The sequence below is a fragment of the Amycolatopsis lurida genome (assembly GCF_900105055.1).
Taxonomy (GTDB): Bacteria; Actinomycetota; Actinomycetes; order Mycobacteriales; family Pseudonocardiaceae; genus Amycolatopsis; species Amycolatopsis lurida.
The window spans coordinates 887,954-906,633 of the sequence record NZ_FNTA01000004.1 but is presented as its reverse complement, the minus strand read 5'-3'; the positions used below and the strand labels follow the sequence as shown (position 1 = coordinate 906,633).

Below are 18,680 nucleotides of genomic sequence, written 5' to 3'. Positions count from 1 at the left end.
GGATGGCGGGCTTGACACCGTCTCCGGACCTTCCCATTGTAAGTGAGCGCTCGCTTAGTGATTGCGTCGCCAGTGAACACAGAGGAGATCGAAGAGTGAACTCGTTCAAGGATCGCGTCGCGATCGTCACCGGCGCCAGCCGGGGTATCGGTCTCGGGATCGCCAAGGACCTGGTCGAGCGCGGCGCGAAGGTGTGCATCACCGCGCGCAAGCCGGAGCCGCTGGCCGAAGCGGTGGCCGAACTGGGCGGCGAGGCCGTCGCCATCGCCGTTCCGGGCAAGGCCGACGACGAGGCGCACCAGGACGAGGCCGTCGCCAAGACCATCGAGACCTTCGGCAGGCTCGACATGCTGGTCAACAACACCGGTATCAACCCGGTGTTCGGGCCGACCCTGGACATCGACCCGGGGGCCGCCGCGAAGATCTTCGCCGTCAACGTGCTCGCGCCGCTTTCGTGGACTCGCCGGGCGCGGGACGCGTGGATGGGGGAGCACGGCGGCGCGGTGGTGAACGTCGCGTCCATCGCCGGGCTCGGCGCTTCGCCCGGGATCGGCATGTACGGCGTCAGCAAGGCCGCGCTGATCCGGCTCACCAAGGAACTCGGCTTCGAACTGGGGCCGAAGATCCGCGTGAACGCCGTCGCGCCGGCCGTGGTCAAGACCAAGTTCGCGACCGCGCTGTACGAAGGCCGCGAAGAAGAGGTCTCCGAGTCGTATCCGATGAAGCGCCTCGGCGTTCCGGCGGACATCGCGAGCGCCGTGTCGTTCCTGCTTTCGGAGGAAGCGGGCTGGATCACCGGGCAGACGGTGGTCCTCGACGGCGGCGTCACACTGGCGGGTGGCCTGTGACCGCGTCGTTCACCGGTTCCGGGGTCGTCGTCACCGGTGGGGGCGGCGGCATCGGGGCCGTCCTCGCCCGCCGGTTCGCCGCCGAGGGCGCCCGGGTCGTCGTCGGCGACCTGAACGGGGACGCCGCGGCCGAAGTGGCGAAGGAGATCGGCGGGACCGCCGTCGCCGGTGACGCCGCGAGCGAAGCGGGTGTCGCGTCCCTGATCGAGGCGGCGCGCGAAACCCTCGGCGAGATCGACGTCTTCTGCGCCAACGCCGGGATCGCGCCGATGGGCGGCGTGGACGCGCCGGAGGAGGACTGGGCGCGGATTTGGGACGTCAACGTCATGGCGCACGTGCGCGCGGCGCGGCTGCTCCTGCCGCCGTGGCTCGAACGCGGCCGCGGGCACTTCATCTCGACGGTGTCGGCGGCGGGATTGCTGACCAGCCTCGGTTCGGCGTCCTACTCGGTGACCAAACACGGCGCGCTCGCCTTCGCCGAATGGCTGTCGGCGACCTACCGGCACCGCGGGCTCACCGTGCAGGCCATCTGCCCGCAGGGCGTGCGGACGGCGATGCTGGAGAACACCGGCCCGGCGGGCGAACTGCTGATGGGCGCGTCGGCGATCCAGCCGGAGCAGGTCGCGGACGCGCTGTTCGAGGCCATCGCCGCCGACCGGTTCCTGGTGCTGCCGCATCCCGAGGTCGCGGACTACTACGCCGCGCGGGCCACGCAGACCGATCGCTGGCTCGGCGGGATGAACAAGCTGCAGCGCAAGGTGGAGCAGGTCATCGGGGAATGACCGGCGCCGGTTGATCGGAGACGTGACTCGCGTGATCAGAAACGTAACTCGCGTGATCGGGGACGTAACTCGGCGGGTGGCGGTTGATCTTCGTCGGCGGATCGGCCACTGTGGTGAGGGGTCTTGCTCGCGGTAAGGAAAACTCGATGAACAAACGCTTCGTGCTCCGTGGTGCCGTTCTCGCCGCCACCCTCGCCGGGTCGGTGCTGACCGCGGGATCGGCGATGGCGAGCACCGCGGAACCGTGTGCGGCCGGGGCGTCGGGTGACGTCGCGGCGGCTTCCTGCACGCCGTACCGCAAGGTGAGTGAGGGCTGGAGCAGCAAAACCGCCTGCAATCGCGCCGGCAACGAGGGCGCGCAGGCGGGCCGCTGGACCGGCTGGAACTGCAACCAGGCGCTGCGCGGCTGGGAGCTGTGGGTGCGCACATGCACCGCGCTGACCGCGGAGAAGTACGCGGCGAGCACGCGCGAAACCGTCTGATTCGCCAGCGGAGCCGCCCCGGGAGCCTGGCCGCCCGGGGCGGTTCTGTGTCTACAATGGACACCGCGGTTCCGGTCGATCGACCGTTTCCATCGCTGAAGACCATTCGGCCGATCGGCAGGCGAAGACGACCGTGTGCCGATCATCGGGTCACCCGCTTCGGGAGTCCGAGTGGCGGTGTGCTCGTCGAGCCACTGCGCGTCGTCGACCAGGACCACCAGCGGCGTCTGGACACGGAAGAGCGCGAACACGGCGGTCGCGATCTTCGCGACGGTCTCCGGGGTCGGCGTGCTCTCGCCCTCCCGGGCGCCCAGTGGCCGGTGATCGGTCCCGGGGACCGGCGGTTCTCCGGCCCTCGACAAACCGGCCGGTATGCTGAGTGTCCGCACGAGAAGGGGCCGGCCATGACACGAGCGACCACCAGGAAGGCCGAGGCAGGCGGCGAAGACCAGGCCGCTGTCCCGCGCCGTCTGCTGTCGCACGCCACGAAGCTCTTCGCGAAGAAGGGTTTCGACCGCACTTCCGTGCAGGAGATCGTCGAGGCGGCCGGGGTCACCAAGGGCGCGATGTATCACTACTTCGGCTCCAAGGACGACCTCCTTTACGAGATCTACGCACGGGTGCTGCGCGCGCAGACCGAGCAACTGGAAAAAGTGGTCTCGAGCGAGGCTCCGCTGCGGGAACGGTTGCGTTCCGCCGCCTCCGACGTGGTCGTCAGCACGATCGACAACCTCGACGACAACACGATCTTCATGCAGTCCATGCACCAGCTCAGCGTGGAGAAACAGAAGGCCGTCCGCGCGGAACGCCGCAAGTACCACGAGCGGTTCCGCACGCTGATCGAGGAAGGCCAGGAGTCCGGCGAGTTCCGCGGGGACAAACCGGCCGACGTGATCGTCGACTTCTTCTTCGGGTCGGTGCACCACCTCGGTTCGTGGTACCGGCGTGGCGGTGCGCTTTCGGCCCGCCAGATCGGCGATCACTTCGCCGATCTCCTGCTGGCCGCGCTGCGACCCGAGTAGCGCTCAGCCCGGTGGCGCGGGCACGAGGCGTTCGGCGAACCAGTCGTCGCGGCGTTCGAGCACCGTTCCCACCTCCCACTCGGACGCGAGGGCGAGCAGATCCGTCGCCACGTCCTCGGCTGCTTCGGGCGGCCAGCCCTGGGCGGCGAGACTCGACCGCAACGCGTCGGCGTAGTCGGAAAAGGTGAAACCGGGCAGATCCGCGACGAGTGCCGTCGTCGTTCCGCGGTGCGAGCTCAGCCCACCGAACGCCCGGCCGCAGCCGCAGCGGGAATCGGGCGAACTCTCGCCGTCGCCGCAGGGCGGGGCGACCCAGAGCAGTTCGCCTTCCACGCAGTGATCGAAGTCGTTCTCCCGCGCGCCCTGGGTCTTCGCGGTGGCCACGAGCAGTTTCATGCTGACTCCCTGTTCGATCGGATGTTCGAACAGTTGTATCGGCGGGGTCCGACAGTTTTCGGGCGGACCCCGCCGGGTGGGTCAGGCGGGAAGGTCGATCAGCGGCGCGAGGGCGGCGCGATGCCGCCCAGGAGTGCCGAGCGCGATCTCGTCGCTCTTCGCGCGCTTCAGGTACAAGTGCGCGGGGTGCTCCCAGGTCATGCCGATCCCGCCGTGCAACTGGATCGCCTCTTCGGCGGCGTGGACGGCGATGGGGGAGTTGCGGGCCTGCGCGACCGCGACGGCGATCGCGACATCGTCACCGGAAGCCAGGCAGTCGGCGGCGTAGCGCGCGGTCGCCCTGGCGTTGACCAGATCCGTGTACAGGTTCGCCAGCCGGTGCTTCAGCGACTGGAACGAACCGACCTGACGGCCGAACTGGTAGCGCTCCTTGAGATAGCGCACCGTTTCGGTCAGCGCCCATTCGGCGATCCCGAGCTGTTCCGAGGCGAGCAGCCCCGCCGCGGTGACGAGTGCCGTGTCCAGCGCCGACGCGGCCACCGAGCCGCCGGCGACGCGTTTCGCGGCCACGTTCTCCACGGTGACGTCGGCGATGCGCCGGGTGAGGTCGAGGGAAATCGCCTCGGTGACCGTCACCCCCGCCGCCGACGCGTCGATCGTGTACAGGCCGGGGCCGTCGGGTCCCACCGCCGGGACGACGATCAGTTCGGCCACCGACGCGTCGACCACGCTGCGGACCTGGCCGCTGAGCGTGCCGTCGGCGGCCGCCGTGACCGTCGAGGGGAACTCGGCGCCGGGCGCGGTCGACAGCGGGATCGCCAGCGCGCCGATGAGTGTGCCCGCGGCCAGTTTCCCGAGCGGTTCGGCCACTTCCGCCTGCGACGTGTCCGCCGCCAGCAGGGCCGACGTCGCCAGGACGGCGCTGCCGAGATAGGGGACAGGGGCGACGCTGCGCCCGAGTTCCTCCATCACGACGGCGACTTCCCGCGCCGAAGCGCCGTGCCCGCCCAGTGCCTCCGGGACGGCGAGGCCCGCCGCGCCGAGGTCGGCGGCGAGCGTGCGCCACAACTTCAGGTCGTACGGTTCCGCCGTCTCGGTCCTGGCGATCAGGGCCGCCGGTTCCGCGCGGTCCTTGAACAGGTCACGGACGCTGGCGCGAAGGTCCTCTTCGACCTCGGAATACAGCAGGTCGGTCATCGGGGCAGGTCCTTCCAGGCGACGTCCTTGTCGATCCGCGGCTCGGACGGCAGCCCCAGCACGCGCTCGGCGATGATGTTGCGCAGGACCTCCGAGGTGCCGCCCTCGATGGAGTTGCCCTTCGCGCGCAGATAGCGGTAGCCGGCCTCGCGGCCGAGGAAGTTCACGCCGTCGGGACGCCGCATCGTCCAGTCGTCGTACCGCAGGCCCTCGTCGCCGAGCAGTTCGATCTCCAGCCCCGACGCGGCCTGGTTCAGTTCGGAGAACGCGACCTTGACCGCGGACCCTTCCGGTCCCGGCGCGCCCGCGGCGAGCTGCTGCCGCAACCGAGAGCTCACCAGGCGCAGGCTTTCCCCCTCCACCCACAGTTTCAGCAGCCGGTCGTGCAGTTCGGAGGTGCGCAGCTCCGGGCGTTCCCGCCAGGTTCGGGCGACGACGCCGACCATGCCGCCGTCGCGCGGGAACTCGGTGCCGCCGATCGCGACCCGCTCGTTCATCAGCGTGGTCTGGGCGACCTTCCAGCCCTCGCCGACCGCGCCGAGGCGGTGCGCGTCGGGGATGCGGACCTGGCTGAGGAAGACCTCGTTGAACTCGGCCTCGCCGGTGATCTGGCGCAGCGGACGGACCTCGACGCCCGGGGCGGTCATGTCGCACAGGAAGTACGTCATGCCGCGGTGCTTCGGCACGTCGGGATCGGTGCGGGTGACCAGGATGGCCCACTGCGACTTGTGCGCGCCCGACGTCCAGACCTTCTGGCCGGTGACCACCCAGTCGTCGCCGTCGCGTACCGCGCGCGTGCCCAGCGCGGCCAGGTCGGATCCGGCGCCCGGCTCGCTGAACAGCTGGCACCACACCTCGCGTTCGGTCCACAATGGACGGAGGAAGCGCTGGTGCTGTTCGGGTGTGCCGAAGGCGAGGATGGTCGGTGCGGCCATGCCCAGGCCGATCCCGATCCGCCGTTTGTCGTTGTCCGGCGCGCCCGCCGCGGCGAGCTCCTTGTCCACAACGGACTGGAGGGACCGCGGCGCGTTCAGGCCACCGAGGCCCTCGGGAAAGTGGATCCATGCCAACCCGGCGTCGAACCGCGCGTCGAGGAAGTCCTGACGCGGCGTGCTTTCCGGCGGATACGCGGCCAGCAGATCGGCCACGCGCCGCTTGAGATCGTCCACAGTGGTCACTTGGCGGCCTCCCCGCGGTACTTCTTCAGTTCACGGTGCGCCAGCGAGCGCTTGTGCACCTCGTCCGGGCCGTCGGCGAGCCGCAGCGTCCGCACCTGCGCCCACATTTCGGCGACCGGGAAGTCCTGGCTGACGCCGCCCGCGCCGAACAGCTGGACGGCTTTGTCGAGGATCCATTCGACGGTGATCGGCGTGGAGATCTTGATCGCCTGGATCTCGGTGTGCGCGCCCTGGTTGCCGACGGTGTCCATCAGCCACGCGGTCTTGAGCACCAGCAGGCGCTGCTGCTCGATCTTGACCCGCGCCTCGGCGATCCAGTCCTGCACCACGCCCTGTTCGGCGATCGGCTTGCCGAAGGTCTCGCGCGAAAGCGCCCGGCGGCACATCAGCTCCAGCGCGCGTTCGGCCATGCCGATGGCGCGCATGCAGTGGTGGATCCGCCCCGGGCCGAGGCGGGCCTGCGCGATGGCGAACCCGTCACCCTCGCCGGCGATGAGGTTCTCCGCGGGCACACGGACGTCCTCGAAGACCACCTCGGCGTGCCCGCCGTGATCGCCGTCGGTGTAGCCGAACACGTGCATACCGCGTTTCACGGTCATGCCGGGGGTGTCGCGGGGGACCAGGATCATGCTCTGCTGCTTGTGCGGCGGGCCGTCCGGATCGGTCTTGCCCATCACGATGAAGATCTTGCAGTTCGGGTTCATCGCGCCGGAGATGTACCACTTGCGGCCGTTGATGACGTACTCGTCGCCGTCGCGGCGGATGCCGGTGGCGATGTTGCGCGCGTCGGAGGAGGCGACGTCGGGCTCGGTCATCGCGAACGCGGACCGGATCTCGCCGTCCAGCAACGGCTGGAGCCACTGCTTCTTCTGCTGCTCGGTGCCGAACATGGTGAGGACTTCCATGTTCCCGGTGTCCGGCGCCGCGCAGTTCAGCGCGGTCGGCGCGAGCCGGATGCTGCGTCCGGTGATCTCGGCCAGCGGCGCGTATTGCAGGTTCGTCAGCCCGGCGCCGTGGTCACCGGGGAGGAAGAAGTTCCACAGCCCACGCTTGCGCGCCTCGGCCTTGAGTTCTTCGACGATCGGCGGCTGCGACCATTCGCTGTCGCGCTCGGCCAGTTGCCGCTCGAAGACGGCCTCGGCCGGATAGATGTGCGAATCCATGAACTTGAGGAGTTTCCCCCGCAGTTCCTCGGTTTTCGCGTCGAAGGCGAAGTCCATCTCTATCCCTCTTCCTTGAGAGTCTCGTTGCCGTGCGCGATCAACGGGACGACGCCCGACCCGATGCCGTCGAAACCGGCGCCGACGGTCTGTCCCTTGCTGTAGCGGAGGTGGATGCCTTCCAGGATCACCGCGAGTTTGAAGAACGCGAAGCTCACGTACCAGTTGAGCCGGGAGACGTCGCGCCCGGAACGCTCGGCGTACCGCGCGATGACCTCGTCGTTGCGCGGATAACCCGGTGCCGAGCTGGCGTTGGACACGAACTGCAGCGAGACCTTGTCGCGTTCGGCGTAGGCCACCAGCAGTGCGAGGTCGGTCAGCGGGTCGCCGAGGGTGGACATCTCCCAGTCCAGCACCGCGGTGATCCGGTCGTCCGCGTTCACCAGCACGTTGTCCAGCCGGTAGTCGCCGTGGACGATCGACGGTTCGCCCGATACGGGTACCGACGAGGCGAGCCGGTCGTGGAGTTCGTCGACGCCGGGGAGATCACGGCTGCGATTGCCGTCGAGTTGCTTCTTCCAGCGCCGCAGCTGGCGTTCGAGGAAGCCTTCCGGACGGCCGAAATCGCCCAGCCCCACCGATGCGGGCTCGACGGCGTGCAGTTCGACCAGGGTGTCGACCAGTTCCTCCGCGATCGCCCTTGTCCGGGCGGGGCCGAGCGCGGCGAGTTCGGTGTCCGAGCGGAAGGGCGTGCCCTCCACGAACTCCATCACGTAGAACCGCGATCCGATGACGTCGGTGTCTTCGCACAGCAGCACGGTTTCCGGCACCGGGACGGCCGTGCCGTGCAGCCCGGTGATCACCCGGTACTCGCGGCCCATGTCGTGCGCGGTCGGCAGGACGTGGCCCAGCGGCGGGCGGCGGACCACCCAGCGGGACCGGCCGTCGCCCACGATGTAGGTCAGGTTGGACCGGCCCCCTTCCACGACCTGGCCGCTCAAGTCACCTTGGACGAGACCCGGCCGGTGCTCGTCCAGATGGGCCTTGAGCCTGGCCAGATCGAGGCCCGGCAGGTCGGACTGGTTCATGGTGCCTCCAGCGGCTCGCTTTCCGATTACAGTACCGACCAGTCGGTATGCCGGGTAGGGGAGGTCCGGCGAGGTGCCGGACGTCACCTTCTCAGGCGATCAGCCGGACGACCATCTCCGCGACGCACGCCGGCTTGGGCTCGCCGTCGATCTCGATCGTCCATTTGACGATGGCCTGCTTGCCGCCCGCGACGTCGGTGACCTCGACCAGCTCGGCGCCCGCCCGGATCCTCGCGCCGACCTTGACCGGCTGGGGGAACCGGACCTTGTTCAGTCCGTAGTTGATGCCCATCTTGAGCCCATTGACGCGGTAGAGCTTCCCGACGAAGCCCGAAATGAGCGACAGCGTCAGGAAGCCGTGGGCGATCGGGGCGCCGAACGGCCCTTCGGCCGCCTTCTCGACGTCGACGTGGATCCACTGGTGGTCGTCGGTGGCGTCGGCGAACAGGTCCACCCGGTCCTGGGTGAGCGTCAGCCAGTCGCTGTGGCCGAAGTGCTCGCCGACGGCGTTCTCGAACTCCTGCAGGGAGGCGAATTCGCGCATGGCTCAGTCCTTCGGTCCGCCGGCGACGTAGATGACCTGGCCGGAGATGAACCCGGCGCCGTCGCTCACCAGGAACGACGCGAGGTTGGCGATGTCCTCGGGGGTGCCGACGCGCTGCACCGGGATCTGCGACGCGGCCGCCGCCTTGAAGTCCTCGAAGGACATGCCGATCCGCTCGGCGGTCGCCGCGGTCATGTCGGTGGCGATGAACCCGGGGGCGATGGCGTTCGCGGTGACGTTGAACTTGCCCAGTTCGATCGCGAGGGTCTTGGTGAAGCCCTGCATGCCCGCCTTGGCGGCGGAGTAGTTGACCTGGCCGCGGTTGCCCAGCGCCGAGGTGCTGGAGAGGTTGACGATGCGGCCCCACTTCTCCTGCGTCTGGTACTTCTGCACCTCGCGGGTCATCAGGAACGAGCCCTTCAGGTGCACGCCCAGCACCGAGTCCCAGTCCTGTTCGGTCATCTTGAACAGCAGGTTGTCGCGGGTGATGCCGGCGTTGTTGATCAGCACGGTCGGCGCGCCGAGTTCCTCGGCCACCCGGGTCACCGCGGCTTCGACCTGTGCGGCGTCGTTGACGTCCAGCGCGACACCGACGGCCTTGCCGCCCTCGGCGACGATCGCTTCGGCCCCCTGCTTGACGCCCGCCTCGTCGAGGTCCAGCAAGCCGACGGCGAACCCGTCGGAAGCGAGGCGTTTGGCCACGGCCGCCCCGATGCCGCGGCCGGCGCCGGTGACGATCGCTACACGGGAGGGGTGTTCGGTCACGGGTGTTCTCCTCGTCGTCGAGTGGAAGTGAGCCCGAGTCTGCCGTACTGAGCGGTCGCTTTGTAGAGTGAATGCCGCTTTCGGGGAGCGCGCCCGCGCGAAACCGGTCGAATGTGACCGTAATCACCCTGCCTCGTCACTCACTGACCGGATGGCCGACACCCGGGTCGGCCATCCGTACCGCAGGTGGTCAGCCCGCGCGCCTGCCGAGAACCTTGGTGATCAGCTTCGGCACCTCGCCGCCGTGCCAGGAACTGGGCGAGAACCGCTCCTGCGCGATCCCTTCCCAGAGTTCTCCGTCGTCCAGCGAAATACCTTCCTCGCCAGGGACGAGGGAGCCGATTTCCTGTGCCGCGACGCCCTCACCGGCGAGGGTCTTCTTGGCGAGTTCGACATCCTGTGGCCGCACGGCGACCACGAGCGTCCAGTCGCCCCAGGCCTGCGCGAGCTCGAACGGGCCGAGCCCCGACTGCGCGCAGACGTCGGCGGGCGCGTCGTCCAGCCGGATGTCCGTGGTGATCCGCGCGCCGAGACCGTTGGCGCCGCACAGGGTCCGCACGGTCGGGAAGAGACCGTCGGAGACGTCCATCGCCGCGCGTGCCAGCCCGGCCGTGGCGAGCATCCTGCCCGCTGCCACCTGGGCCATCGGACGGCAGGCGCGCTCGCGGATGTCCGCGACGTCAGGTCCGGGAAGCCGCGCCTGCTTTTCGACGAGCAGCGCGTACGCCCACAGATAGCCGGGCGAACCGACCAGCAGCAGCCGATCGCCGGCTTCGGCGCCCGCGCGCCCGAGTCGTCCGCCGGGGACGCACCGGCCGATCGCGGTCGCGGTGAGCTGCCGGACCGGGCCGTCCCGGAGATCACCGCCGACGACCTTGGTGCCGTGGACCTTCGTGCAGTCGTCGACCCCGTCGAGAAGCCGCCGGAATTCGCCCGCCGTGGTCGTCTTCGGCAGGGTGTAGTTGACGACCAGGCCGAGCGGAGTGGCGCCGGCCGCGGCGAGATCGGAGAGGTTGATCGTCGCCAGCAGCCACCCGGCGTGATAGGGATCCGTTTCACCGAGGATGGTGACCAGCGGCGTGGGGCAGCTGTCGGTGGTGGCGACCAGTTCGCCGCGAAGCCCTTCGGTGGCGTCGAGGACCGCGCAGTCGTCCCCGAAGCCGCGGACACCGCCGTAACGCGGCCGCAGGATGTGCTCCAGGATCGCGTGCTCGCTGAGGTCGCCGAGCCGGGCGTCGTCGCCGATCGGCGAGAGTTCAGGGGTGCCGACATGGCCGACCGAACGGGACCAGGCGGCATCGCGGCGGTCGGTCATCGGCTCCGTCTTTTGCGAACGATCTTCCGCATTTGAGGTATCCCCTCGATGAGTAGTGGTGCTGTGATCCCACAGCTGATTCCTATTAGAATTTCAGGCCAGCGCGGCACTGGCGTTGGGACGAATGCGAGCAGAAGAAAGAAGATGGCGAGCCAGGACTTCCACTGTTTTCGGAGGAACCAGAGAAACCTGGCCAATCGAGAAACTTGAACAGAGTTCGACCAGGATTCTTCGAAGAGTCTTAGAAACATTCTTATGAAGTTGGGCAGCATACCTTGCGGCGCGGCTACTTCGATCATGACGCCTTCGAGGCTTCGCTGCCGATATGGGTCGTATATGTCAAATCTCACCGTTTCACCGTCAACGGAGAAACAGGTGGCCAGTTCCATGTCCTCTGCTGTCCTGCTCAGCCTTATTTCTACGGTCGGGTTATTGCGAAACTCGTGCACCCATGCGTTGATACGCTCCGTGGAAATGGATCGCATGGTTTCGCTTCTCCATTTTACGGCCAGTGTCGGCGCGGCGAGCAGTATGCGTATTCTCACGCCGGCTTCGGCGCGGTCGCGGAGTGCGCGCACCGTCTCCTCGTAGGGTGGTGTCACGAGCATCGGCATGCAGATCTCACTGCGCGCGGACCGGAGGAGGCTCAGGTACGAGTGGAATACCGAAGAGTTCTCCATTGGTCCCAGAATCGTGATGTACGGCTCGAGAGTGACACGGACCGCCGGCAGGCTGTCGGCGACGCTCTCGTCTCCCAGATGGGTTGCGATCAGGTTCGCCAGACTTGGAACACGACCAGTAACCGCTACGCCGTGAATGACAGTCTGGGTGAGCCATTTTCGGTGCAGTAGGTCTTGAATCGCCAGGCGGGCCTCGGTGACGGACTCGAGTCCGGGATAGTGGCGGACGATTTCCGCCAGATCCCGCTCCGGTCGGTCGTACCTGCGAGTCGCCATCACGACGGCCAGTGTCGCGGCGGAGCGAGTCAGTCCGGCGTGCTGAAGGTCTTGGACGATTCGCAGTTCGGGCATGGCAAGGATTCCCACGAGGCCTCCTCCTGGTGGGCAGACTGGCTACAGCATAGATGTGACTATTTCGGCTGTCTGCCCGCCAAGAGGATGAACGGACTAGTTCTCCGATCTTTGTGTGTTCGATTCGTTAGCCAAGTCGGGATGGCATGACGAAATAACTATACGAGTAGTTATGCGAAATCCTGCCATGTGTTTCATTTTTCCTGTGAGGGGTGAATAGTGTCATATTGTGGATTCGAGGTCTGCAATAGGTGGCGTGGATGGTCGACAATCGTCGGGTCGGGACTGCGTCATTGTTGCGGGCGGATGGGGCTGACTTGACTGCGGGGAGAACTACGCTGATGCCTGGGTGGCGTATTTGCTGGTGGCGCCGATGAGTTGTTCCAGTCTGCTTGAGAGTTCGATGCGTTCCATGATCGGAGCGAAACGATCTGTCCAGTGGGCGCTAAGGTAAGAGCTTTTCGCTCAGTCGCAAAGCTGATCACGGCAGCCTGAAACAGGGGGTTGCCGAACGATGTGACAGTGGGATCGTATTCGAGTAAGGTTCCTGATTTCTCTGTCAGTGATAATACCGCGTTCGAATCGCCGATTGCTGAACCAGGGCTCGGCTAGGCAGGCTGGACCGCGGTCATGTCGACTGTCGCTTGGCGAACTCGGCGGCGACGGACTTGACAAGAAGGCGCACGTCCTCCTCGGTCATTTTGCCGTTGGGCTGGTCGTCGGTTTGGCCGGGAATGCAATAGACGACGGTCTTCGCCGACTGATGTGGGCCTTGGAAAACCAGGGTTGCGGTGAGGCTCCCGTCGATCGGCCGGACGGTATGCACGACCTCGGAATCGCAGGTGTAGATTTGCCCGAGCCGTGCGTGGGGGGCCCGCAACTTCCTGATGCGAACCTGCCCGTCGAGCCGCAACGCCGCGGGGTTGGCGGGATCGGTGCCGTACCAGTAACGATTGTGGAGTACTCCGCCCTCGACCACTTCGGTGTACTCGGCCATGTGCACGCCCTCGCCCGCGATGATGGTCGAGGCGAATTCCCAGCGGTGACTGTGCGGATTGGACTCACCGCGGGACGGCTCATCGGAACCCGGCCAAACATGGAGTCGGATCCGGAAATCGGCCGAGGAGTGCAGCACCATTTTGGCGAACCCATTGGGGTGCCAGTAGGAGCGCTTCGCGGTGTCGCGTACGGTTTCCTCGTTCCGGAGAATCTCTCGCATCCAGGCGAGGAAGGTGCCGGGGTCGTCCTGGACCCGCCGTGCCGCGCGGTCGAGCCAGGGCAGGTCCACGACGCCGTCGCCGCGGCGCGAATCTTTGATGTCCTGAACAAACGCGTGTACTTCGGCCGAATCGCTGGAGCCGGACGATGATGACTTGTCGATCATAGGCTCATACCTGGAGTTCCAGGAGGGCTGAGCGGGGGCCCGGTGGCGGCCAAGGCGGCCGCGCGGAGCGCGGTGACGGCGTCCAACGTCTGCCAGATGGGTAGGTCGCCGCTTCCCCAGGCCCACAGTCCCTGTTCGGCGTCGTAGCGCTCCCAAAGGGTTCCGAGCGCCCGGTTGAGCCGGGGGAGTGGCAGGAAGGGGGCGGTGGCGAGTGCTTGGACGACCCAGGCTGCGGTGAAGTGCCGGATGATGATCCGGGTCGTTCCTTCCCCGTCAGGGCGAGGCCTTTCGAGATCTTCGGCCACGCCATCGTCCGAATGCGACCGGTCGATAAGCCATTGTGTGGCTTCGTCGGCCGCCTCTCGGACGTCGTTGCGATCTTCCCGGCTGCGCAGGACTTCCCGCAGCGCGACGACCGACCGCGCGGTGTGCACCACCGAAACCTCCGGGGCGACGAGGCCGGCCTCGTTCTTCTCCGGCCAGAGCTGTGAGCCGTCGAAGTCGAGCCGGGCAGCCAGGAGAGCGTCGATCAGGCGGTCGGTCAACGGGGCGTCCGGCCTGAGCCGGACGGCCGTGTGCAACACGGCGGACAACAGGTAGGGCCGAGTCCTGCTGTACGGGTCGAGCGACCCCTCGATCTGGTCCAGCCCCTCTTCGGCGGACATGGTGCTGGTGCGGAAAAGCGCGTCCACCACCGAAGCGGTGGTCTCCGGTCGTTTGCCGCCTGCGCGGCCCCGCCAGCCGTTTGCCGATTGCAGGCGGTACAGATCCTCGGCGAGTGTATGTAGGTCGATGTAGGGATCGCCTACCAGCAGCATGGTGTTGATCCCGTACGCGGTGCTGAGCGCCTTCGGCCCGGTGCTCTTCTGCAGGTTGTGCCGCCAGCCGAGCGGTTTTCCGTGCTCGTCCCGGATCAGGCGCTCGGCGAGTTTGGCGCCGACGGTGCGGAAGACCTGCAGCAGTGACCGCGAAGTGTCGACGGTGGCGGCGTCACCGTGGGCGGGCGGAGTGTGGTCCTGGAGTGAACGGGCGGTCTCGACCAGGGTGAATAGCGCGTTCGCGGCGCGGAAATGATCGTCGAGCTGACGCGCGTTGTGCGCCGACGGCAGATATTTCCCGCGCTCCCACTGAGTCAGGTTGGCCCTGGTGACGCCGATGATCCGGGCGGTCTCCGCCTGCGTTTCGCCCGCGGCCTTGCGCAGCCGCCGCAGCTCACGTCCGACCGCGCAAGCGGCAACGGTCTCCGCGTCAGGCGAGACCGGTTGGCCTCCGGTCGAAGTAGCGTTCATATGGGCACCAGTACAGGCTTACCTACGTTGCATAGGCGATGTAAGTCGGTGACTGAACGGTGAGCACAACAGGGAGAGTGCAGCAGGAGAATAGGCTCGCACTGGCACGTCGGTCAATCACGTGCCTCGCCGTGCCGGTCGTCCCGTCGGGAGTTGTGCGTCCAGGTCATTGCATGCCATGAGTCGTCTGGAGACGGGCGGGGTAAGACCCGGTGGCGCCCGGAGAGCTGATGCTTCCGTCATCTGGAGTAACGCAGCGCGTCCGAGTCGAACCAGGTCGCCTGCGGGTCACACGAATGCCGGACTAGGCGTCGCGTGTGCCGACCCGAATCCGCGCTTCGCAGTATCGAGGGTGACCCTCATGCCTACGAGGACGCCGTTGCCCGGACTGCGCCGGTGCCGGTGTCGTCCGCTCCATTCCCGCGGCGGCCGTGGCCGCCGAGCAAACCTCCCTTTTCCAAGCGGTCGGCCCGATCTGGGGCGCGGTCGTGCTGTTCGGTGTCGCGAACTGGCTGTTCTACTGGCGCTCGGCGCGGCGATTCGTCCGCGACCGGCTCCGCTCGATCGTCGTGCAGCACCGGCTGCGGACCGGCTTCGCCCGTACCCGGGTGTGCACGCTCGACGGCAAGCTGCCGGTGATCCTGTGGACCAAACCGCGCGGTGACGAAGTCGAGGTCACCGTGTTCTGCCCGGCAGGGGTCGGCTACGAGCGCATCGAGCAGCGGCGGGCGTTGCTGGCCGCGGCGTGCTTCGCCTCCGATGTCCACGTGTACCGCCATCACAAACGCGCCAACGTGGTGCACCTTTCGGTCTGCACGGCTCGCTTGCGTAAGGAAGCGGAAGAGGGCGACGTCAGGCCCGGTCTGCCGCCCGCGCGACGATATGCCGGGCAGACGGACGGTGGTGCCATTCCCCTTCCGGCGCCCTTCGCCGGAATTCCGCGCGCAGCGCGGCGATGAAGTCTTCACCGCGCGCGTCCGCCAGCGGCCGCATCGGCCCCGATCGGGTGTGCGCGGTGAAGAACGTGTCCGCGTCGGGGTGGACCATCGGGAACGACAAGGGCTCGTCCCGTTCGAGTACGGCACCCTCCAGCGCGGGTACGAGCCGTTCCTCCCAGGAGCGGTCGCCCGCGGGGACACGTTCCCGGAGCACGTCGGAGAGCACCGTGAACGGCCCGCCCGGTTCGGTGCTGTGCGGCCAGTAGACGACCGAAAGCACGCCGCCCGGGCGTAGCGCGCTTGCCCAGGACCGGAGCGCGGCGTCGGGTTCGGGCAGTTGCTGGAGGCCGAAAACCGAGACGACCGCGGCGGCCGAAGCCGGTTCGAGTTCCGAGGCGTCACCTTCGACGACGCGCACGAGTGAATTGCCCGCGGCCCGCCGCCTTGCTCTCGCGGCCATGCCTGCGGACAGATCGATGCCGACGATCTCGCGGCCGGGCAGATGACCGCTGAGTTCGTCAAGTTCCGGAAAGGTTCCGCAGCAGGGGACGAGAACGGGGCCGCCGGGCAGGCCGGTGGGGAGGGCGCGCACCGCCGCGGAGACCCAGGGCGCGAACCGGGGGACGTAGTACGCCTCGTATCCGTCGGCGGCTTCGTCCCAGGCGCGGGCGAGTTGTTCGGCGGTCATCGTGTCTCCGCTGGGAATTCGAGCGCGGCCAGCCTTCGCCGCAGGTGTGCGCGTTCGGGTTCTGTGGGGGCGAGCGCGATGGCTTCGCGGTAGGCCGTGGCCGCCGCGTCGTCGCGGCCCAGTCGTCGCAGCAGGTCGGCCCGGGCGATCACGAAAGGAGGATAGCCGCGCAGCAACGGTTCGCCGCTCAGTTCGTCGAGCAGCGCCAGCCCCGCGGCCGGGCCGTCGCGCAGGGCGACGGCCACGGCGCGGTTGAGCGCGACGACGGGGGAGGGAGCCAAGGTCATCAGGACGTCGTAGAGCGCCACGATCTGCGGCCAGTCGGTGGTCTCGACGTCGGCCGCTTCGTCGTGGAGTGCCGCGATCGCGGCCTGCACCCCGTACGGGCCCGGCGGGCCGCCGGTCAACGAGGCGACCACCAGCCCACTGCCTTCTTCGATCAGCTCCCGGTTCCACCGGCTCCGATCCTGGTCCGCCAGGAGGACCGGTTCGCCGTCCGGCCCGGTCCGGGCGTCCCGCCGGGCGTGGACGAGCAGCATCAGCGCGAGCAGCCCCGCCACTTCCTGATCGGTGGGCATGAGCCCGCGCAGGATGCGGCCGAGCCGGATGGCCTCCTCGGCCAGGTCGGCCCGCTGCAGACTCGCTCCCGAACTGGCCGCGTACCCCTCGGTGAAGATCGAGTACACCGCCTGCAGCACACCCGGCAGCCGCTCCGGTAGTTCGTCGGCGCCGGGAACCCGGAACGGGATCCGGGCCTCGCTGATCTTCTTCTTCGCCCGCACGATCCGTTTCGCCATTGTCGGCACCGGGACGAGATAGGCCCGTGCCACCTCCGGCGTGGTCAGCCCGGCGAGGAACCGCAGCGTCAGCGCACCCCGGTCCTCGACGGGCAGGGCGGGATGGGCGCAGGTGAAGAACAGCCTCAGCCGCTCGTCCGGCAGGCCGTCACCGGTGTCCGCCGCGGGGGCGGGGCCGGCTCGATCGGCTTCCACCTGCAGGACCGCGAGCTTGGCGGCGTAGGCCTGGTCACGGCGCAGCCGATCGACGGCCTTGCGCCGCGCGGTGGTCATCAGCCACGCGCCCGGCCGCGGCGGGACGCCCTCCACCGGCCAGCGCTCCAGCGCCGCTTCGATCGCCTCGGACGTGACCTCTTCGGCCAGGTCCAAGTCGCCGAAGCGGCGCACGAGCGCGGCGAGGAGCCTGCCCCGTTCCTCACGGAACACCGCCTCGACCGACGCCAGTCCGGCGCTCCGCTCGTCCACGGTCAGGCGGAGAAGTCGGCGACCGGGCGGACCACCACGGAGCCGTCCCGGGCGCCGGGGCAGCGGGCCGCCCAATCGAGCGCGGCGTCCAGGTCCGGCACGTCGATGACGTAGAAACCGCCCAGCACTTCGCGCGTCTCGGCGTAGGGTCCGTCGGTCACCGTCCGCTTCCCGTCGCGATCGACCTTCACCGTCGTCGCGGTGACGAGATCGGCCAGCGACTCCCCGGCGGACCAGATCCCGGCGTCCTTGACCTGCTTGTCGTAGGCCATCCAGTCCTCGAAGGTGCACTGGGGCTCGACGTCGCCGCTCGCGGCCTGGATCAGCAGCATGTACTTCACGGTGGTTCTCCCGTTCTGGTTCGCGCGCGGCCTGCTTGCCGCACGACACCACTACGAGCGGGAAACCGTCAAATGGACAGGACGCCCGAAGGAATTTTCACGAGGCCGTCTCCAGCGCTTCGGCCTGCTCGGTCACCGGTGCGGTGACCACCCGCGCGGGGATGAGCAGCGACGCCAGGGCGAGCAGCCCGGTCAGCGCCATGGCGCGCTCGACCAGCCCGAGCGGGATCGCCCGCCACCAGGGCTCGCCGCCGTTCATCGAGACCACGATCGCCCCGAGGATCACGCCGAACCAAGCCAGGGCCGCCACCGCGAGCACCCGCGTCACCGCGCGCCGCGCGGGAGAGGAGGGAAAGACGGCCTTCGCCGCGAACCACACGGCCAAGGGCAGGCAGACGAAGGCCACGACGCTCGCGATCCGGTGCACGGTCCCGCCGGTGCTCGGCCCGATCGCCCAGTTGTTCTTGGGGAACGCCACGATCAGCACCAGGCTCACCGTCCAGAGGGCGCAGAAGACCGATGCCGCGGACAGCGCGGGAAGGTGCTTGCGGCGGATCAGCGCGCCGAAGCCGATCGCCGAGCCGAACGCGACCAGCAGGACCGCGACGTCGAAGATCCACTTGTTCTCGCTGAGCGCGTATTCGCTGATGGTGCGGCGGACCGGGCTGATCTCACTGGTGGCGGGGAGGACCTGCAGGAGCAGGATCAGCAGCGCTCCGCCGGCGACCGAGGCCACGGCGGCCAGCAGGGCCAGCGGGGACCTGGCGGTGACCTGGGGCGTCGTCATGGTTGAAAGGTAACCACCCAACCTGAAGGTTTTCTTAGGCTTTCCTGTCGAATTCGACAGGAAGTCCCCCTTCACGGCGCGTGTGCAAGTGATCGTTCCGGCACGGTCGGTGAGAACGTTGGGCCGAAAGGGGTGCAGGCGACTTGTGGCGGGTCCCCCCGGTGGCGTCCCGGGTCTAGGGTC

The 18,680-nt window shown here is 68.0% G+C and carries 21 protein-coding genes; 6 read left to right on the top strand and 15 right to left on the bottom strand.

Annotated features, from left to right (window positions below; translation table 11 throughout):
• Window positions 1-95 precede the first annotated feature (95 nt).
• From BLW75_RS09360 to BLW75_RS09345, 5 genes are all read left to right on the top strand, one after another.
• Window positions 96-848 (top strand): SDR family oxidoreductase, encoded by a 753-nt coding sequence (locus BLW75_RS09360; protein WP_034322759.1) that lies wholly within the window; start codon window positions 96-98, stop codon window positions 846-848.
• The gene (locus BLW75_RS09355) at window positions 845-1,630 is read left to right on the top strand and encodes an SDR family oxidoreductase (protein WP_034322762.1); all 786 of its coding nucleotides are present in this window, start codon (window positions 845-847) and stop codon (window positions 1,628-1,630) included. Before BLW75_RS09360 ends, BLW75_RS09355 begins: the two co-directional genes overlap by 4 nt.
• Window positions 1,631-1,776: 146 nt before the next feature.
• Window positions 1,777-2,112 (top strand): hypothetical protein, encoded by a 336-nt coding sequence (locus BLW75_RS09350; protein ID WP_034322765.1) that lies wholly within the window; start codon window positions 1,777-1,779, stop codon window positions 2,110-2,112.
• Window positions 2,113-2,247: 135 nt separating this feature from the next.
• Entirely contained in the window at window positions 2,248-2,436 is a 189-nt protein-coding gene (locus BLW75_RS43200; RefSeq protein ID WP_158005432.1) for a hypothetical protein, read from the top strand.
• A gap of 80 nt (window positions 2,437-2,516) precedes the next feature.
• Window positions 2,517-3,134, top strand: coding sequence for a TetR/AcrR family transcriptional regulator (locus tag BLW75_RS09345; protein ID WP_034322768.1), 618 nt, complete (start codon window positions 2,517-2,519; stop codon window positions 3,132-3,134).
• A 3-nt stretch (window positions 3,135-3,137) separates the two neighbouring features.
• On the opposite strand, the gene BLW75_RS09340 is transcribed toward BLW75_RS09345, so the two are convergent.
• The 11 genes from BLW75_RS09340 to BLW75_RS09290 form a co-directional block, all read right to left on the bottom strand.
• Window positions 3,138-3,530 (bottom strand): DUF7715 family protein, encoded by a 393-nt coding sequence (locus BLW75_RS09340; protein ID WP_034322770.1) that lies wholly within the window; start codon window positions 3,528-3,530, stop codon window positions 3,138-3,140.
• 81 nt (window positions 3,531-3,611) lie between these two features.
• Window positions 3,612-4,727 carry an acyl-CoA dehydrogenase family protein gene (locus tag BLW75_RS09335; RefSeq protein ID WP_034322773.1) on the bottom strand — a complete coding sequence of 372 codons (1,116 nt, stop codon included), beginning with the start codon at window positions 4,725-4,727 and terminating at the stop codon, window positions 3,612-3,614.
• Complete coding sequence (locus BLW75_RS09330) at window positions 4,724-5,905, bottom strand: acyl-CoA dehydrogenase family protein (protein ID WP_034322774.1); 1,182 nt, start codon at window positions 5,903-5,905, stop codon at window positions 4,724-4,726. The genes BLW75_RS09335 and BLW75_RS09330 overlap by 4 nt, the downstream gene beginning before the upstream one ends.
• The gene (locus tag BLW75_RS09325; RefSeq protein ID WP_034322777.1) at window positions 5,902-7,125 is read right to left on the bottom strand and encodes an acyl-CoA dehydrogenase family protein; all 1,224 of its coding nucleotides are present in this window, start codon (window positions 7,123-7,125) and stop codon (window positions 5,902-5,904) included. Before BLW75_RS09325 ends, BLW75_RS09330 begins: the two co-directional genes overlap by 4 nt.
• A gap of 2 nt (window positions 7,126-7,127) precedes the next feature.
• Window positions 7,128-8,153, bottom strand: coding sequence for a phosphotransferase family protein (locus tag BLW75_RS09320; protein WP_034322779.1), 1,026 nt, complete (start codon window positions 8,151-8,153; stop codon window positions 7,128-7,130).
• A 91-nt stretch (window positions 8,154-8,244) separates the two neighbouring features.
• Entirely contained in the window at window positions 8,245-8,697 is a 453-nt protein-coding gene (locus tag BLW75_RS09315; protein WP_034322782.1) for a MaoC family dehydratase, read from the bottom strand.
• 3 nt (window positions 8,698-8,700) lie between these two features.
• Window positions 8,701-9,462 carry a 3-oxoacyl-ACP reductase FabG gene (gene fabG, locus BLW75_RS09310; RefSeq protein ID WP_007029803.1) on the bottom strand — a complete coding sequence of 254 codons (762 nt, stop codon included), beginning with the start codon at window positions 9,460-9,462 and terminating at the stop codon, window positions 8,701-8,703.
• A 190-nt stretch (window positions 9,463-9,652) separates the two neighbouring features.
• Window positions 9,653-10,777 (bottom strand): thiamine-phosphate kinase, encoded by a 1,125-nt coding sequence (locus BLW75_RS09305; protein WP_091597224.1) that lies wholly within the window; start codon window positions 10,775-10,777, stop codon window positions 9,653-9,655.
• The gene (locus tag BLW75_RS09300) at window positions 10,774-11,823 is read right to left on the bottom strand and encodes a phospholipase D-like domain-containing protein (protein WP_034322784.1); all 1,050 of its coding nucleotides are present in this window, start codon (window positions 11,821-11,823) and stop codon (window positions 10,774-10,776) included. Before BLW75_RS09300 ends, BLW75_RS09305 begins: the two co-directional genes overlap by 4 nt.
• 613 nt (window positions 11,824-12,436) lie before the next feature.
• Entirely contained in the window at window positions 12,437-13,192 is a 756-nt protein-coding gene (locus tag BLW75_RS09295) for a hypothetical protein (RefSeq protein ID WP_034322787.1), read from the bottom strand.
• Complete coding sequence (locus BLW75_RS09290; RefSeq protein ID WP_091597221.1) at window positions 13,189-14,481, bottom strand: helix-turn-helix transcriptional regulator; 1,293 nt, start codon at window positions 14,479-14,481, stop codon at window positions 13,189-13,191. The genes BLW75_RS09295 and BLW75_RS09290 overlap by 4 nt, the downstream gene beginning before the upstream one ends.
• A 431-nt stretch (window positions 14,482-14,912) precedes the next feature.
• On the opposite strand from BLW75_RS09290, the gene BLW75_RS09285 reads away from it, so the two are divergent.
• Complete coding sequence (locus tag BLW75_RS09285; RefSeq protein ID WP_034322789.1) at window positions 14,913-15,440, top strand: hypothetical protein; 528 nt, start codon at window positions 14,913-14,915, stop codon at window positions 15,438-15,440.
• Here BLW75_RS09285 and BLW75_RS09280 read toward each other — a convergent pair.
• The 4 genes from BLW75_RS09280 to BLW75_RS09265 all read right to left on the bottom strand — a co-directional run bounded on the left by BLW75_RS09280 (window position 15,334) and on the right by BLW75_RS09265 (window position 18,497).
• Complete coding sequence (locus tag BLW75_RS09280; RefSeq protein WP_034322793.1) at window positions 15,334-16,107, bottom strand: class I SAM-dependent methyltransferase; 774 nt, start codon at window positions 16,105-16,107, stop codon at window positions 15,334-15,336. The two genes, BLW75_RS09285 and BLW75_RS09280, sit on opposite strands and share 107 nt — an antisense overlap.
• Window positions 16,104-17,369 carry an RNA polymerase sigma factor gene (locus BLW75_RS09275; RefSeq protein WP_034322795.1) on the bottom strand — a complete coding sequence of 422 codons (1,266 nt, stop codon included), beginning with the start codon at window positions 17,367-17,369 and terminating at the stop codon, window positions 16,104-16,106. The genes BLW75_RS09280 and BLW75_RS09275 overlap by 4 nt, the downstream gene beginning before the upstream one ends.
• 2 nt (window positions 17,370-17,371) lie before the next feature.
• Window positions 17,372-17,710 carry a YciI family protein gene (locus BLW75_RS09270; protein WP_034322797.1) on the bottom strand — a complete coding sequence of 113 codons (339 nt, stop codon included), beginning with the start codon at window positions 17,708-17,710 and terminating at the stop codon, window positions 17,372-17,374.
• A gap of 97 nt (window positions 17,711-17,807) precedes the next feature.
• Complete coding sequence (locus BLW75_RS09265) at window positions 17,808-18,497, bottom strand: DUF998 domain-containing protein (protein ID WP_034322800.1); 690 nt, start codon at window positions 18,495-18,497, stop codon at window positions 17,808-17,810.
• Window positions 18,498-18,680 lie beyond the last annotated feature (183 nt).

Bases quoted from the DNA above. Each gene is read 5' to 3' on its own strand.
- BLW75_RS09295 (WP_034322787.1), bottom strand. From the start codon at position 13,192: ATGATCGACAAGTCATCATCGTCCGGCTCCAGCGATTCGGCCGAAGTA.
- BLW75_RS09325 (WP_034322777.1), bottom strand. From the start codon at position 7,125: ATGGACTTCGCCTTCGACGCGAAAACCGAGGAACTGCGGGGGAAACTC.
- BLW75_RS09290 (WP_091597221.1), bottom strand. From the start codon at position 14,481: ATGAACGCTACTTCGACCGGAGGCCAACCGGTCTCGCCTGACGCGGAG.
- BLW75_RS09320 (WP_034322779.1), bottom strand. From the start codon at position 8,153: ATGAACCAGTCCGACCTGCCGGGCCTCGATCTGGCCAGGCTCAAGGCC.
- BLW75_RS09345 (WP_034322768.1), top strand. From the start codon at position 2,517: ATGACACGAGCGACCACCAGGAAGGCCGAGGCAGGCGGCGAAGACCAG.
- BLW75_RS09265 (WP_034322800.1), bottom strand. From the start codon at position 18,497: ATGACGACGCCCCAGGTCACCGCCAGGTCCCCGCTGGCCCTGCTGGCC.
- BLW75_RS09350 (WP_034322765.1), top strand. From the start codon at position 1,777: ATGAACAAACGCTTCGTGCTCCGTGGTGCCGTTCTCGCCGCCACCCTC.
- BLW75_RS09280 (WP_034322793.1), bottom strand. From the start codon at position 16,107: ATGACCGCCGAACAACTCGCCCGCGCCTGGGACGAAGCCGCCGACGGA.
- BLW75_RS09340 (WP_034322770.1), bottom strand. From the start codon at position 3,530: ATGAAACTGCTCGTGGCCACCGCGAAGACCCAGGGCGCGCGGGAGAAC.
- BLW75_RS09305 (WP_091597224.1), bottom strand. From the start codon at position 10,777: ATGACCGACCGCCGCGATGCCGCCTGGTCCCGTTCGGTCGGCCATGTC.
- BLW75_RS09335 (WP_034322773.1), bottom strand. From the start codon at position 4,727: ATGACCGACCTGCTGTATTCCGAGGTCGAAGAGGACCTTCGCGCCAGC.
- BLW75_RS09315 (WP_034322782.1), bottom strand. From the start codon at position 8,697: ATGCGCGAATTCGCCTCCCTGCAGGAGTTCGAGAACGCCGTCGGCGAG.